Below are 16,062 nucleotides of genomic sequence, written 5' to 3'. Positions count from 1 at the left end.
TAAGGGTATTCAAGATGCAACGCCAGTACTTGCATCTCAAGCTCGCCGTCAGCAGTGACGGGGGAAGAGTGCGGCTGCCGGGATCGATCAAGCAGCCCGAGCTCTCCGCCGGCACGATAACGCTCCAGCCACTTGTAGGCAGTTTTCCGGCTAACACCGAATCGACGGCAAAGCTCGGCAATGTTAGCTGAAGGCCTGAGTGCAAGCAGAACGAATTCCTGTCGAGATGACATAGCGGTGGACTCCTTCCAAGGCATTGCACGCTCCTGTAAGTGGCTGTGCAATGATCATAAAAGGTGTTACCTATGTCTCCCGACAGGTGTTACCTATGTGTCCCGACAAAACACCCGTCGGGTCTGACCCCGGGGTTTGCGTTGGGGGTAACGTTCGATGCCGCTGACCCGCCTGAAAATCAACCCTCCCGCGGGCCGGCGATGATGCCGCCGCCCAGGCACACGTCGCCGTCGTACAGCACGGCCGACTGGCCCGGCGTCACGGCCCACTGCGGGTCGGTGAAGTCCAGTGCGAAGTCGGTGGGGCCCAGCGGCGCGACGGTGCAGGCCACGTCGGCTTGCCGGTAGCGCGTCTTGGCCGACAGCGGCCCCGCTTCCGGGGGAACGCCGGCGATCCAGCTGGCCTGGTCGGCCTGCAGGTTCGGCGACAGCAGCCACGGATGGTCATGCCCTTGCACGACCCACAGCGTGTTCGTCGCCACGTCCTTGCGCGCGACGTACCACGCGTCGCTGCTGCCGTCCGCGTTCTGGTAGCTCTTCACGCCGCCGATGCCGATGCCCTTGCGCTGGCCCAGCGTGTAGAACGACAGTCCCACGTGCTCGCCGACCACTTTACCGTCCGGCGTCTTCATCGGGCCCGGCTTGTACGACAGGTAGCGGTTCAGGAATTCGCGGAACGGGCGCTCGCCGATGAAGCAGATGCCTGTCGAATCCTTCTTCGCCGCGTTCGGCAGCTTCAGCTTCTCGGCGATCTGGCGCACTTCCGTCTTCGGGATCTCGCCCAGCGGGAACAGGGTCTTCGACAACTGCGCCTGGTTCAGCCGGTGCAGGAAGTAGCTCTGGTCCTTCGTGTGATCGAGCGCCTTGAGCAGCTCGTGCCGGCCGGTGGCGGTGTTGTGGCGCACGCGCGCATAGTGGCCCGTCGCGATCAGGTCCGCGCCCAGCAGCATCGCGTGATCGAGGAACGCCTTGAACTTGATCTCCGCGTTACAGAGCACGTCCGGGTTCGGCGTGCGGCCGGCCTGGTACTCGCGCAGGAATTCGGCGAATACGCGGTCCTTGTATTCGGCGGCGAAGTTGACGGCTTCGATGTCCACGCCGACGACGTCGGCCACGCTGGCCGCGTCGATCCAGTCCTGCCGGGTGGAGCAGTATTCGGAATCGTCGTCGTCTTCCCAGTTCTTCATGAACAGGCCCACCACTTCGTAGCCCTGTTCCTTCAGCAGCCATGCCGACACCGAGGAGTCCACGCCGCCGGACATGCCGATCACGACTTTTTTCTTGCTCATTTCAGTACTTCCAAACTTAAACTTCCTCGTACACCGAGGAATGGGTGTGCAGCAGCTCCAGCGGTGCGCGCTTGCCGGCCAGGTATTCGTCGACGCATGTGAGCAGCAGCGGGCTGCGGTGCCGCTCGCGGCACGCGGCGATCTCGTCGCGCGTCAGCCACATCGTGCGCAGGATGCCGTCGTCCAGCGGACGGTCCGGGTAGTACTGGCCCACTTCGCCGCAGAACGCAAAGCGCAGGTAGGTCACCAGCTCGCCCGTGCGCGCGGAGCGGTAGCGCGACATGTACATGCCCACCAGCGCCGTCGGCGTGAAGTCGTACGCCGTTTCTTCCAGCGTCTCGCGCACCACCGCCTGCTCGAGCGACTCGAGCGGGTCCAGGTGCCCGGCCGGCTGGTTCAGCCGGATGCCGTCACTGGTCTCTTCTTCGATCAGCAGGAACTTGCCGTCACGCTCGATGACGGCGGCAACGGTCACATTGGGTTTCCAGGTACGCGGCATGTAGTCATCCTTGAAAGAGCCGGTATTTTAGCCTGTTCCGCTTCTGCGCATGTGACGGCCGCGTGACGGCCGATGTTGTTTTGTCATCCGGAAAAGGTATTCCGGCAAGATTTCCGTGGTAGATTTTGGTAAGTTTATCAACAACTTCGGAGGCGGTTTATGAGGATAGGGATACCGGCCGAAACGCGGCCGGGGGAGACGAGGGTTGCCGCGACACCTGAAACAGTGAAAAAACTGGCGGGCAAGCACCAATTGATCGTGCAGGCCGGTGCGGGGATGGCCGCCTCCATCCCCGACGATGCATACGTCGCTGCCGGCGCCACCGTCGGCAGCGCGGCCGATGCGTACGGCGCGGAGATCGTGCTGAAGGTGCGCGCGCCCGATCAGGGCGAGCGGGCGTTGATGAAGCCCGGCGCGGTCCTGATCGGCATGCTCAATCCGTTCGACGCACAGAACATCGCAGTGATGGCGTCGGCCGGCCTGTCCGCCTTCGCGCTGGAGGCCGTGCCCCGCATCACGCGGGCGCAGTCGATGGACGTGCTGTCGTCGCAGGCCAACATCGCCGGCTACAAGGCGGTGATGGTGGCGGCCAACACGTACCAGCGCTTCATGCCGATGCTGATGACGGCCGCCGGTACCGTGAAGGCCGCGCGCGTGCTGATCATGGGTGTCGGCGTGGCCGGCCTACAGGCGATCGCCACGGCCAAGCGGCTGGGGGCCGTGATCGAGGCCTCGGACGTGCGCCCGCCCGTCAAGGAGCAGGTCGAATCGCTCGGCGCGAAGTTCATCGACGTGCCGTTCCTCACCGACGAGGAGAAGGAAATCGCCCAGGGTGTCGGGGGCTATGCGCGGCCGATGCCGGCGGACTGGATGCGGCGCCAGGCGGAGCTCGTGCACGAGCGCGCGAAGCTCGCGGACATCGTCATCACGACGGCGCTGATCCCCGGCCGCAAGGCTCCCGTGCTGATCGCCGAGGAGACCGTGCAGGCGATGAAGCCGGGCTCCGTGATCGTCGATCTCGCCGTGGAGCAGGGCGGCAACTGCCCGCTGTCGGAGCTGGGCAAGACGGTGGTCAAGCACGGCGTGCACATCGTCGGCGAGCCGAACCTGGCCTGCCACGTGGCGGCCGACGCGTCCGCGCTGTACGCCCGCAACGTGCTCGACTTCCTGAAGCTGATCATCGACAAGGAAGACAAGCTCACGATCGACCAGGGCGACGAGATCATCAAGGCCACGCTCGTGGCGCACGGCGGAGACATACTCAGAAAATAAGGAGAGCGTCATGGAAGTCAGCCACACCATCATCAACCTGATCATCTTCGTGCTGGCCATCTATGTCGGCTACCACGTCGTCTGGACCGTGACACCGGCGCTGCACACGCCGCTGATGGCCGTCACGAATGCCGTCTCCGCCATCATCATCGTCGGCGCCATGCTGGCGGCCGGCCTCACGGACGGCATCGTCGGCCAGGTGGCCGGCACCGTCGCCGTCGCGCTGGCGGCCGTCAACGTGTTCGGCGGCTTCCTCGTCACGCAGCGGATGCTCGAGATGTTCAAGAAGAAGGAAAAGAAAGAGGGAGGCCAGCAATGACCTTCATCTCGATGAACCTGGTGACGATGCTGTACCTCGTCGCCTCCGTGTGCTTCATCCAGGCGCTCAAGGGCCTGTCTTCACCGGCCACCGCACGGCGCGGCAACGCGTTCGGCATGGCCGGCATGGCCATCGCGTTCGTCACGACCCTGGCGCTGATCGCCAAGCTCAATGCCGATGGCGGCGGCATGGGATTCGGTCTGGTGGCGCTGGGCGTCATCGTCGGCGGCGCGATCGGCACGTATCTGGCAAAGACCGTCGAGATGACGAAGATGCCGGAGCTGGTGGCGGCGATGCACTCGCTGATCGGTCTCGCCGCCGTCTGCATCGCGGTGGCCGCAGTGTCCGAGCCGCAGGCATTCGGCATCGCGGCGCCGGGCGAGGCGCTGCCGCTGGGGAACCGCATCGAGCTGTTCATCGGCACGTTCGTCGGCGCGATCACGTTCTCCGGTTCCGTCATCGCGTTCGGCAAGCTCGCCGGCAAGTACAAGTTCCGGCTGTTCCAGGGCGCGCCCGTCGTATTCTCCGGCCAGCACATTCTGAACCTCGTGCTGGCGCTGGTGATGATCGGGCTGGGCCTCGCGTTCGTGTTCGCCGGGGGCGTGGCACCCGCGTGGGGGCCGTTCCTCGCGATGACGGCGCTGGCGTTCGTGCTGGGCGTATTGATCATCATCCCGATCGGCGGGGCGGACATGCCCGTCGTCGTGTCGATGTTGAACAGCTACTCCGGCTGGGCGGCGGCAGGCATCGGCTTCTCGCTGAATAACTCGATGCTGATCATCGCCGGCTCGCTGGTCGGCTCGTCCGGCGCGATCCTGTCGTACATCATGTGCAAGGCGATGAACCGCTCGTTCTTCAACGTGATCTTGGGCGGCTTCGGCGGCGACGCGGCGGCGGCCAGCACCGGTGGCGCCGGGCAGGTGCAGCGCCCGGTGAAATCCGGCTCCGCCGACGACGCCGCATTCGTGATGAGCAATGCCGAGACGGTCATCATCGTGCCCGGCTACGGCCTGGCCGTCGCCCGTGCCCAGCACGCGCTGAAGGAACTGGTGGAGAAGCTGACGGAGCACGGCGTCACCGTCAAGTACGCGATCCACCCGGTGGCGGGGCGGATGCCGGGGCACATGAACGTGCTGCTGGCCGAAGCGGAGGTGCCGTACGACCAGGTGTTCGAGATGGAGGACGTGAACGGCGAATTCGGCCAGGCCGACGTGGCGCTGATCCTGGGCGCCAACGACGTCGTCAACCCCGCCGCGAAAGACCCGAAATCGCCAATCGCCGGCATGCCGATCCTCGAGGCGTACAAGGCCAAGACGATCATCGTCAACAAACGCTCGATGGCCTCCGGCTACGCAGGCCTCGACAACGAGCTGTTCTACATGGACAAGACGATGATGGTGTTCGGCGACGCGAAGAAGGTCATCGAGGAGATGGTCAAGGCGGTGGACTAGCACGGCTGTCACGTAAGGCCGAGCTCGTGTCCACTTTTTCAGTTCTGGGGTCAGACCCGGACACTGGACACGGCCTCAGCCAAGCAGCTTATATGGCTGAGTTCGTGTCCGATGTCGGGGTCTGACCCCAGGTGGACACGAGCACAGCCATTACGCCCCCAATCCCGCAAAAAAATGTCGTGACACCAACGGTTTTCCTGTATGATTCCGCCAAAATGGTAACGTTTCCACAAGCGGGAGGGGCAGGAGGCATACATGGCGGGATCGACTTCGCGGCGCTGGTTGGCGGCGCCGTTGCTGGCGTTGTGCGCGGCCGGCGCGCTGGCGCAGACGGTGCAGGCCTGGATCACGACGGGTGACCAGGCACAGTTGCTGGCGCGCGGTGCCGATGCGCGCTTTGTGCCGCAGGCCGCGCGGCCAAGCGACGTGCCCGTCATCGACGTGGATCCGTCCCGCCGCTACCAGCGGATCACCGGCTTCGGCGCGGCGATCACCGATGCGTCGGCCTACCTGATCCAGCAGAGGATGAGGCCGCCGCAGCGCGAGGCGTTGTTGAACGACTTGTTCGGCGCGCCGCCCAAGGGCATCGGCCTGTCGTTCACCCGCCTGACGATCGGCGCCTCCGACTTTTCGCGTACCCACTACAGCTTCGACGACATGCCGCCCGGGCAGTCCGATCCCGAGCTCGCGCATTTCTCGATCGCGCCGAACCGGGCCGACGTGCTGCCCGTGACGAAGGCCGCGCTGGCCGTCAATCCGCAGCTGAAGGTGATGGCGTCGCCATGGAGCGCGCCGGGCTGGATGAAGAGCACGGACAGCCTGATTCAAGGCACCCTGAAGCCCGAAGCATATGGCGCGTTTGCCGCTTACCTGTCGAAGTACGTGTCCGCCTACGCGGCCGAGGGCGTGCCGATCTTCGCGCTGACGTTGCAGAACGAGCCGCACTTCGAGCCGAAGGACTATCCCGGCATGCGTGTCGATCCCGCCCGGCGCGCCGCCTTCATCAAGGACCACCTCGGGCCGCTGCTGGCGAAGGAGCATCCGCAAGTGCGCCTCCTCGACTGGGACCACAACTGGAACGAACCCGATTCGCCCGCCGCCGTGCTGCGCGATTCCGCCGCCAGCAAGTACGTGGCCGGCGTCGCCTGGCATTGCTATGGCGGCGACGTGCGCGTGCAGGCGGCGCTGCACGACACGTGGCCGGACAAGGAGACCTGGTTCACTGAGTGTTCCGGTGGCGAGTGGGCGCCCAACTGGTCGGACAACCTTCAGTACTTCGTGCGCACGCTGATCGTCGGCACCACGCGCGGTTGGGCGCAAGGTGTGCTGTTGTGGAACCTGGCGCTGGACGAGCGGCACGGCCCCCACTTGGGCGGCTGCGCCAACTGCCGCGGCGTCGTCACGATCGAATCATCCACCGGAGCGGTCACGCGCAACGTCGAATACTATGCGCTGGCCCATGCGAGCCGCTTCGTGCGGCCGGGCGCGCAGCGGATCTGGTCCAGCAGCGGCTATGCGGACCTGGACACGGTCGCGTTCCGCAACGCCGACGGCACGCTGGCGCTGCTGGTCGCGAACGGTGCAGCGGAGTCGCGGCGCTTCGCCGTCCGCACAGGCATGAGCAAAAGCGCGCGTACCTTCGGCTACACGCTGCCGGCCAAAAGCGTGGCGACGTTCGCATGGCGCAAATGAAGAACGGCGGCGCACGATGCAGTATGCTTGCGGGTTTCATCGGACGATAGGACAACGAGAGTGGCAACCATCAAGGACGTAGCCCGGCTTGCGGGCGTGGGGTTGGGCACCGCGTCGCGCGTCGTGAGCGGCAAGGGTGCCGTGTCGCCCGCGACGCAGGCAAAGGTGCGCAAGGCGATCGAGGAGCTGGGCTTCCGTCCGTCGCACGCGGCGCGCTCCCTGCTGTCCGGCTTTACGAAGATGATCGGCGTGTACATCCCCATCCTGAAGGGCACGTTCTATACGCCGATCCTGCAGATGATCGACACGGAGCTGCGCGCCAACGGCCTGCACATGGTCGTCGCGTTCGGCGTCGGGCAGAGCGATGCGCGCGGCCAGGCCGTCGAAGGCATCGAGTTCCTGATGGAGCGCGGCTGCGACGGTATCATCTCGATGAGTAACAACCTGGAGGACGAAGACTTCGCGATGCTGGCCGCGCGCGGTGCGAAGATCGTCGTCGTCAACAGCGCCGTCAGCGGCCTCGATGAACTGGCCTTCCAGGTCGATCACCGCAAGGCCGGCGCGCTGGCCGCCCAGGCGCTTGTCGACCAGGGCCACAGCAGGATCGCCGTCATCGCCGGCCCGGCCACGGCCCCGGACAACGCCCAGCGGATCGAAGGCTTCATGAAGGAACTGAAGAAGCGCGGTGTCGACACGCGGGACATGTGGATCGCCGAGAGCGACTTCTCGCCGGAAGGCGGCTTTGCGTGCGCGAAGGAGCTGCTCGAGTCCGGCTATCCGTTCACGGCGCTGTTCTGCGCCAACGACGAGATGGCCGTCGGCGCGCTGTCGCACTTCCAGGAAGCGGGCGTGCGCGTGCCGCAGGACGTGTCAGTGCTGGGCTACGACGATACGCCGAGCGCGGAATTTTCCGCGCCACGGCTGACGTCCGTGCACATCCCGTGGCGCGACGTCGTCAAGTCCGGCCTGAACGCGCTGCTGAACCGCTGCTATGGCGGCGATCGGCCCGTGTCGCGGCGCTATCCGATCAGCGTCACGCAGCGTGCCTCGGTGGGGCCCGCGCCGCAGCCGAAGACCAGGAAGCGCAAGTAAGTGCAAGTAAGTGCGGGCGCCGTACGCGCCTGTTTTTTCAAGTGGATTTGGAAAGCTTTCCATAAACGCACGTACAACGCAGGAGGAGACATGAAACGACTGATGGCGGCGCTGATCGTCACGGCGTGCGGCACGGCGACGGCACAGGCGCCGCTGCCGATGCTGCGCACGGCCGGCACCCAGTGGCAGAGTGTGGATGGCAAGCAGGTGGTCCTGCGCGGCACCAACCTGGGCAACTGGCTGATCAACGAATTCTGGATGATGGAGCTCGACAAGACGGGGCCCGTCGACGACCAGTGCAAGCTGGAAGCGACACTGGATGAACGCTTCGGCTACGCGGAGCGCGAACGGCTGATGCGCGTGTTCCGCGACAACTGGATCACGACGCGCGACTGGGACCTGATGCGCCAACATGGCCTGAACGCCGTGCGCCTGCCGTTCATCCACACGGTGATCGAGGACGAGAAGCAGCCGCGTACCTTGCGTGCCGACGCCTGGCGCTACCTGGACGACGCGATCGACCAGGCCGAGCGGCGCGGCATGTACGTGATCCTCGATTTGCACGGTGCGGCCGGCAGCCAGGGTATCGAGCACCACAGCGGCTGCGCGAACCGCAACCAGTACTGGACTGTGCCGGAGAACCAGGCGCGAACCGAGTGGCTGTGGCAGCAGATCGCCCGCCGCTACAAGGACCGCGGCGCGGTGGCCGGCTACAGCGTGCTGAACGAACCGTGGGGCACGGACCCGGACACGATGGCCGCCAACGTGCGCAAGCTGTACGCGGCGATCCGCGCCGTCGACACGAACCACGTGATCATCCTGCCGGGCCACAGCAAGAACGGCATCGACGCCTACGGCAAGCCGCGCGACCATGGCATGACGAACGTCGCCTTCGAGATGCATCCGTATCCCGGCCACTTCGGCTGGGGCAAGCCGGGCCTGCGGGTGCACCGCGACTGGCTCACCTGCGCGCCCGGCCCCGGCGATACCGTCTGCAAATGGGACGAACGCCTGCACCGGCTTGATACCGCGTTCTTCATTGGCGAAATGCAGCCGTGGGCGATGATGGGCCTGGAGCTGGGCGGCCAGGTCGCGCGCGCCTCGTTCGACACGTATGCGAAGTATGGCTGGGCGGCCACGGCGTGGTCGTGGAAGGTCGTCACGCAGCAGGGCGGGCAGGGCGACGGCAAGTGGGGCTTCGTGACGAACGCCCCATCCGCGAAGGTGCCCGCGCTCGACTTCACGAAGGCACCGAAGGCCGACATCGAGGCGCTGTTCCGCTCGTTCGGCACGCAATCTTACGAACTCCATCAACCGCTGCTGCGCTGGCTCACCACCGCCAAGCCGCTGCGCATCCAGGATATCCATGACCAACACTGATACTTTCATCGCCCTGGCGCGCACCGATTTCCCGCCCGGCTTCGTGTGGGGCACGTCCACGTCGGCCTACCAGATCGAAGGCGCGCGCCGCGAGGACGGCCGGGTCGATTCGATCTGGGACCGCTTCTGCGAACAGCCGGGCCGCATCCGCGACGGCTCGTCCGGCAGCGTCGCCTGCGACCATTACCACCGCTGGCCCGAGGATCTCGACCTGGCGCGTGCGCTCGGCACCAACGGCTACCGCTTCTCGATCGCGTGGCCGCGCATCATCGGCGATGGCCACCAGCCGAACCAGCGGGGCCTCGACTTCTACGACCGGCTGGTGGACGGCATGCTGGAACGAGGCCTGCAGCCGTGGCCCACGCTGTACCACTGGGACCTGCCGCAACTGCTGCAGGACCGCGGCGGCTGGATGGCGCGCGGCACCGTGCATGCGTTCGTCGATTACGTGGATGCCGTCACGCGCCGGCTGGGCGACCGCGTGGCGCAATGGATCACGCACAACGAGCCGTGGTGCACGGCGATGCACGGTCACATGGACGGCATGCACGCGCCTGGCATCCGCGACGTCGCCTCGGCGCTGCAGGCCAGCCACCACGTGCTGCTGTCGCACGGCCTGGCGGTGCCGGTGATCCGCGCCAACGTGCCCGGCGCGCGGGTCGGCATCGCCCTGAGCCTGCACCCGATCCACCCCGCGTCCGGCAGCGCCGACGATGCCGCTGCCGCGCACCGTCACGACGGCTTGCGCAACCGCTGGTTCCTCGACCCGCTGTTCGGCAAGGGCTATCCGCAAGACGTGCTGGAAGCGCTGCGCGACGCGGCACCCCGCATCGAGCCGGGCGACGTCGAAGCGATCGCCGTGCCGACCGACTTCACGGGCTTGAACTACTACTTCCCGGAAGCGATCGCCGCGGCGCCCGGCACAGGGCCACTGCATGCGCGCGTGGTGCACCGCGAGGGCGTGGAGCGCACCGCGTTCGGCTGGGAAGTGGCACCCTCCGGCATGCTCGGCCTGCTGCGCCGCATTCACGACGAATACGGGCCGCGGGAGTTGTACGTGACGGAGAACGGCTCGTGCTACGACGACGAGGTGACGGACGGCCAGGTGCACGATGCAGCGCGGACGTCGTTCCTCGTGCGCCACCTGGCCGCGCTGCGGGAAGCCATTGCCGCCGGCGTGCCGGTGGCCGGCTATTTCGCCTGGAGCCTGCTGGACAACTTCGAATGGGCCGAAGGCTACACGCGCCGCTTCGGCCTGACCTACGTCGACTCCGCCACGCAACAGCGCATCCTCAAGGACAGCGGCAAGTGGTACCGCGACTTCCTGCACGGCGCGGCGCCCGTCGCCAATTTTCCACAAACCCCGTAGTCTCGTTGACAAGAAAAACAGCCGGCGGCAATAATTGCAGCGCAAATTGGTAACGTTTCCAATCCGGCTTGGCGCCGCGATTGGGAACCTTTCCAATCGCAAATACATCCAGGCCATGAGCGCTGCACGGATGAGCTTGTGTCCCTCTGGGGTCTGACCCCAGAGGGACACGGAGTCAGCCGTTCTAGCCGGCACATAACAACAGGAGACGATACGATGCGCCACTTCCCACCCCGGCAGGGCTTGCCCCGCCTGACCCCGCTCGCTGCCGCGCTGCTCGGCTGCTGCCCGCTGCTGTTCGCAAGCGCCGCGCACGCGCAGCAAGCCGATACGCCGGCCGCGGACAGCGCCATCCAGTCCGTCGTCGTGACCGGCATGCGGCGCAGTATCGAGAACTCGATCGCGATCAAGCGCGATGCCGATTCGATCGTCGAAGCGGTGACGGCGGAAGACATCGGCAAGCTGCCGGACATGTCGATCGCCGAGTCGATCGCCCGGCTGGCCGGCCTGACGGCGCAACGCGTCGAAGGGCGGGCGCAGGTGATCTCGATCCGCGGCCTCGCGCCCGATTTCTCCGGGACGCTGCTGAACGGCCGCGAGCAGGTCTCGACCAGCAACAACCGCGGCGCCGAATACGACCAGTACCCGTCGGAGCTGATCAACGGCGTAACCGTGTACAAGACGCCCGACGTGTCGCTGATGGGGCAGGGCCTGTCCGGCACCGTCGACCTGCAGACGGTGCGCCCGCTTGATATGCCGGGGCGCACCATTGCGCTGAACGCGCGTGCGGAAAAGAACTCGAACGGCAAACTGAATACGGGCGTCTCGGACCGGGGCGGGCGCTTTTCCGTGTCGTACGTCGACCAGTTCATGGACCGCAAGCTGGGCGTGGCCGTCGGCTTCGCGCACCTCGATGCGCCGGGCCAGCAGAAGGAATACAAGTCGTGGTGGTGGGGTGCCGACAACAACCTGGGCCCGGGCAATGCGGACGTGGTGGCGCTGAAGGGGGCCGAGGTGACGGCGACGTCGCGCGAGATGGTGCGCGACGGCCTGATGGCCGTGCTGGAGTACCGGCCGGACAAGAACTACCGCACGGCGCTGGACCTGTACTACTCGGAGTTCGACCAGAAGACGACGATGCGCGGTGCGATGTGGAACTCGCACCAGTGGAGCAATATCGCCTACCGCGACCCCGTCATCGACACGATCGGCGGCACGCGGCTGCTGACGGGCGGCGTGCTCGTGAACCTGGAACCGATCATCCGCAACGACTACAACACCCGCAAGGACAAGCTGGCGGCCTTCGGCTGGAACAACAAGTACAAGCTCGATCGCTGGTCGTTCGAAGGCGACCTGTCGTATTCGAGCGCGAAGCGGCGCGAGCAGGTGCTCGAGACCTATGCCGGCCTCGGTCCCGCGAAGTCCGGCCTCACGGACAACAACTTCAGGTTCCGCATTCCCGTCGGCGCCGGCCTGCCCGTGTTCACTCCGTCCGTCGACTTCACGGACGCGGGCTTGATGCGGCTGGCCGACGTTGCCGACTGGGGCAAGGACGCCGACATGCACCGCCCCGTCGTCGAGGACAAGCTGGGCGCGCTGAAGCTTGGTGCCAAGCGCGAGCTCGATGGTTTGTGGCGCAGCGTCGAGGGCGGCCTGTATCTGTCGAAGCGCGAGAAGGAACACGCGGACACCAATAACTACTGGTTCCTGAAGAACGGCCGCGCGCCGGCGCAGGTATCGAGCGACCTGCTGCGGCCATCGACGTCGCTGGCGTTTTCCGGCATCCCCGCCGTGATGGCGTACGACGTGATGGGTGTGCTGGCGAAGTACTACGACCAGCAGCCGGCGCGGCCCGATGACCAGGCGTTGCAGGATTGGGGCGTGACGGAGAAAACGGCGACCGGTTACGCGAAGCTGTCGATCGATACGGAACTGGGGCCGGTGCCGCTGCGCGGCAACGTCGGCATGCAGGTGGTGCACGTGAATCAGGAGTCGCGCGGCGTTGCCGTTGTCGGCGGCCAGCTGAAGGACATCAACGGCGGCGCCAGCTATACGGACTACCTGCCCAGCACGAACCTGATCTTCGACCTGGGGCGCTGGAGCGACGCGTGGACGCTGCGCTTCGGCGCGGCGAAGACGCTGGCGCGCCCGCAGATGTCCGACATGCGTGCCGGGGTATCGGGCGGCGTGTCCGGCACGACGTTCGAATGGAGCGGCAGCGGCGGCAATCCGCGGCTGGAACCGTGGCGCGCGAATTCGTACGACCTGTCGATGGAAAAATACTTCGGCAAGCGCAGCTACATCGCCGGCGCCTACTTCTACAAGAAGCTGAAGACGTACATCTACAACCAGCAGACGGCGCACGACTTCACGGGCTTCCCGAACCCGTCCACCGTCGAGCCGATCTCCAACATCGGCACGCTGAACCGGCCGGCGAACGGCAATGGCGGCATGGTGCGCGGTGTCGAGCTGTCCGGTTCCCTCGAAGGCGGCATGCTGTGGGATCCGCTCGACGGCTTCGGGCTGATCGCCAGCGTGTCCGGCACCGAAAGCTCGATCCACCCGAACGGCCCGGGCACGAAGGAAAAGCTGCCCGGCCTGTCGGGCGTGGTGCGCAACATCACGCTGTACTACGAAAAGTACGGCTTCTCGACGCGCGTCAGCCAGCGCTACCGCTCGGCGTATCGCGGCGAGGTGACGGGCCTGTTCGCGCAGCGCTCGTTCTCGGAAATCCTGGCCGAGAAGCAGATCGACTTCCAGGTCGGCTATGCGATCGAGTCGGGGCCGTACAAGGGCCTGTCGATCCTGCTGCAGGTGAATAACCTGAACAACGAGCCGTACCAGACCCGCCAGGGCGATCCGTTCGCCAGCGGCGCGTATGCACCGGAGCGCTACACGACCTATGGCCGGCAGATGCTGCTCGGCCTGAACTACAAGCTTTGACGACAAGATTTGAAACGAGGAGATGACATGAAGCGACGTTTGACCTTACTGGCCGCGGCGGCCCAGCTGTTGGCGTGCCATGCCCATGCGGCCCCGGTGACGGACTGGCCGCAGGTGAAGAGCGCGGTGGCGCCGGATGCACGACTGGAAGCCCGCATCCGCGAGATCGTGGCCAGCATGACGCTGGAGCAGAAGGTCGGCCAGATGACGCAGTCGGAAATCAAGACGACGCAGCCGGACGACGTGCGCAAGTACTACCTGGGCTCCGTGCTCAATGGCGGCGGCAGCTGGCCGAACGGGAACAAGTACGCGACGCCGGCCGATTGGGTGAAGCTGGCGGACGCGTATTACGACGCGTCGATGGCGACCGACATGCGCCACAAGATCCCCGTCATCTGGGGCATCGATGCGATGCACGGCAACAGCAACGTGATCGGCGCAACGCTGTTCCCGCATAACATCGGACTCGGTGCGGCGCGCGATCCGAAGCGGGTCGGTGAGATGGCGCAGGCCGTCGCGCAGGCCGTGCGCGCCACCGGCATCAACTGGGTGTTCGCGCCCACGCTGGCCGTCGTGCGCGACGACCGCTGGGGCCGCACCTATGAAAGCTTCTCGGAAGACCCGGGCATCGTCGCCGAGTATGCAAGCGTGTACGTGAAGGGCTTGCAGGGCGGCTTGACGGGCGATGCGAACGTCGTCGCCACCGCCAAGCACTACATGGGCGACGGCGGCACGGACCAGGGCAAGGACCGCGGCGTGAACAAGTCCACGAAAGCCGAGATGATCGGTGTCCACGCGGCCGGCTACTATCCTGCGCTGGCGGCCGGTGCGCAGACGGTGATGGCGTCGTATAACAGCTGGAACGACGTCGCCGCCGGCAAGGACTACGGCAAGATGCACGGCAACCGCGAACTGTTGACGGAGGTGCTGAAGCAGAAGCTGGGCTTCGATGGCTTCGTCGTCACGGACTGGAACGGCATCGCGGAAGTGCCGGGCTGCCGCAACGACAGCTGCCCGCAGGCGATCAATGCCGGCATCGACATGGTGATGGTGCCGGACGACTGGAAGCGCTTCATCGCCAACACGGTGCAGCAGGTGAAGGATGGCGTGATCCCGATGGCGCGCATCGACGACGCGGTAACGCGCATCCTGCGCGTGAAGCTGCGCGCTAATCTGCAGAAGCCCTCGGCCTCCGCCCATGCCGGCAAGATGGAGTCGATGCAGGCGCGCGCGCTGGCGCGCAAGCTGGTGCAGGAGTCGCTGGTGCTGCTGAAGAACGACGGCAACGTGCTGCCGCTGGCACGCGACAGGAAGATCCTCGTCGTCGGCAAGAGCGCCGACAATATGGCGAACCAGACGGGCGGCTGGACGTTGACGTGGCAGGGCACGGACAACAAGAACAGCGACTTCCCGAACGGCGACACGATCCTGGCGGGCCTGAAGGAAATGGCGCCGCACGTCACGTACAGTGCCGACGGCGCGGGCGTCAACGTGGCGGATTACGACGTGGTCGTTGCCGTGATCGGCGAAGGGCCGTATGCGGAGGGCGACGGCGACATCGGCCCGGCCGCGAACCTGCGTCACAGCAGCCGCTATCCGGAAGACCTGGCCGTGCTGAAGACCGTCGCCGGCAAGGGCAAGCCGGTGGTCACCTTGTTCGTCGCGGGGCGGCCGCTGTATGCGAACGACCTGATCAACCTGTCGGACAGCTTCGTGGCCGCCTGGCTGCCGGGCTCCGAAGGCAAGGGCGTGGCGGACGTGCTGGTGCGCGGCGCCGACGGCAAGGTGAACGTGCCGTTCAGCGGCAAGCTGTCGTTCTCGTGGCCGAAGACCGTGTGCCAGGCGCCGCTCAACATCGGCGACAAGGGCTATGCGCCGCAGTTCGCGTACGGTTACGGCCTCGCGTATGGCGCCGCGAAGAAGGTGGGTAAGCTGCGCGAGGACGGCAGCACGGCCGGCTGCGGCAAGACCAATGCCTTCCCCGTGTTCAACCAGTCGGACCGCGCCACGTACCCGCTGTACGTGGAAGGCGGCGGCGAGCGCCGCGCGCTGGGCGCGGACCTGAACGTGACGCATACGCTGCCCACGTTGAAGGTGGAAATCGCGCAGATCAACACGCAGCAGGATGCGAAGAAGGTCACGTGGACGGGCCCCGGCTTCATCGAGGCGCGTGCGGCGGCACCGCGTGCGATTCCCGCGTGGGCAAGGCAGGGCGGAGCGCTGACGTTCGACACGATCGTCACCGCCGCACCGCAAGGCCCGGTGCAGGTGTCGCTTGGCGGCGCATCGGTCGACCTGGCGGGCGAATTCGCGCGGCTGGCGGGCCAGGGCAAGAAGACCGTCAAGGTACCGCTGGCGTGCTTCCGCGGCGCGAACCTGGACAAGGTCGATACGCCGTTCCGCGTGGCGGCACAGGGCGCACTGGTGGCCGCGTTCACGAACATCCAGGTCGTCGGCGGCGCCGCGAACGACCAGGATGCGGTCAACTGCGTACAATAACCGGTCCCGCTACACTGGAGTCAC

The 16,062-nt window shown here is 66.0% G+C and carries 12 protein-coding genes; 9 read left to right on the top strand and 3 right to left on the bottom strand.

Annotated features, from left to right (window positions below; all coding sequences use genetic code 11):
- The 3 genes from IP92_RS11670 to IP92_RS11660 form a co-directional block, all read right to left on the bottom strand.
- Positions 1-233 (bottom strand): helix-turn-helix domain-containing protein (locus IP92_RS11670; protein WP_229418737.1); only part of this gene is annotated, 233 nt, incomplete at its 3' end.
- A gap of 179 nt (positions 234-412) precedes the next feature.
- Positions 413-1,522 (bottom strand): tRNA 2-thiouridine(34) synthase MnmA, encoded by a 1,110-nt coding sequence (gene mnmA / locus IP92_RS11665; protein WP_145874762.1) that lies wholly within the window; start codon positions 1,520-1,522, stop codon positions 413-415.
- A 16-nt stretch (positions 1,523-1,538) separates the two neighbouring features.
- Positions 1,539-2,021, bottom strand: a complete 483-nt coding sequence (locus IP92_RS11660; RefSeq protein WP_145874759.1) for an NUDIX hydrolase — start codon at positions 2,019-2,021, stop codon at positions 1,539-1,541.
- A gap of 159 nt (positions 2,022-2,180) precedes the next feature.
- On the opposite strand from IP92_RS11660, the gene IP92_RS11655 reads away from it, so the two are divergent.
- From IP92_RS11655 to IP92_RS11615, 9 genes are all read left to right on the top strand, one after another.
- Positions 2,181-3,293, top strand: coding sequence for a Re/Si-specific NAD(P)(+) transhydrogenase subunit alpha (locus tag IP92_RS11655; protein WP_145874757.1), 1,113 nt, complete (start codon positions 2,181-2,183; stop codon positions 3,291-3,293).
- Positions 3,294-3,303: 10 nt separating this feature from the next.
- Complete coding sequence (locus tag IP92_RS11650) at positions 3,304-3,612, top strand: proton-translocating transhydrogenase family protein (RefSeq protein ID WP_145874754.1); 309 nt, start codon at positions 3,304-3,306, stop codon at positions 3,610-3,612.
- Positions 3,609-5,063 (top strand): NAD(P)(+) transhydrogenase (Re/Si-specific) subunit beta, encoded by a 1,455-nt coding sequence (locus IP92_RS11645; protein ID WP_145874752.1) that lies wholly within the window; start codon positions 3,609-3,611, stop codon positions 5,061-5,063. The genes IP92_RS11650 and IP92_RS11645 overlap by 4 nt, the downstream gene beginning before the upstream one ends.
- Before the next feature lie 255 nt (positions 5,064-5,318).
- Positions 5,319-6,755 (top strand): glycoside hydrolase family 30 protein, encoded by a 1,437-nt coding sequence (locus tag IP92_RS11640; RefSeq protein ID WP_145874750.1) that lies wholly within the window; start codon positions 5,319-5,321, stop codon positions 6,753-6,755.
- A 60-nt stretch (positions 6,756-6,815) separates the two neighbouring features.
- Positions 6,816-7,847 carry a LacI family DNA-binding transcriptional regulator gene (locus IP92_RS11635; protein WP_145874748.1) on the top strand — a complete coding sequence of 344 codons (1,032 nt, stop codon included), beginning with the start codon at positions 6,816-6,818 and terminating at the stop codon, positions 7,845-7,847.
- A 90-nt stretch (positions 7,848-7,937) separates the two neighbouring features.
- A complete protein-coding gene (locus IP92_RS11630) occupies positions 7,938-9,227 on the top strand; it encodes a glycoside hydrolase family 5 protein (protein ID WP_145874746.1) in 1,290 nt (429 codons plus the stop codon).
- On the top strand, positions 9,214-10,596 hold the full coding sequence (locus IP92_RS11625; protein ID WP_199271945.1) for a GH1 family beta-glucosidase: 1,383 nt from the start codon (positions 9,214-9,216) through the stop codon (positions 10,594-10,596). The genes IP92_RS11630 and IP92_RS11625 overlap by 14 nt, the downstream gene beginning before the upstream one ends.
- A 216-nt stretch (positions 10,597-10,812) precedes the next feature.
- Positions 10,813-13,539: a TonB-dependent receptor gene (locus IP92_RS11620; RefSeq protein ID WP_145874742.1), complete on the top strand. Its 2,727-nt coding sequence runs from the start codon at positions 10,813-10,815 to the stop codon at positions 13,537-13,539.
- 27 nt (positions 13,540-13,566) lie between these two features.
- Positions 13,567-16,038 carry a glycoside hydrolase family 3 protein gene (locus IP92_RS11615; RefSeq protein WP_145874739.1) on the top strand — a complete coding sequence of 824 codons (2,472 nt, stop codon included), beginning with the start codon at positions 13,567-13,569 and terminating at the stop codon, positions 16,036-16,038.
- Positions 16,039-16,062 lie beyond the last annotated feature (24 nt).

Origin of the sequence: Pseudoduganella flava (assembly GCF_007830495.1) — a bacterium.
Classification (GTDB): domain Bacteria; phylum Pseudomonadota; class Gammaproteobacteria; order Burkholderiales; family Burkholderiaceae_D; genus Rugamonas; species Rugamonas flava.
This window is presented reverse-complemented; position numbering and strand designations above follow the sequence as displayed.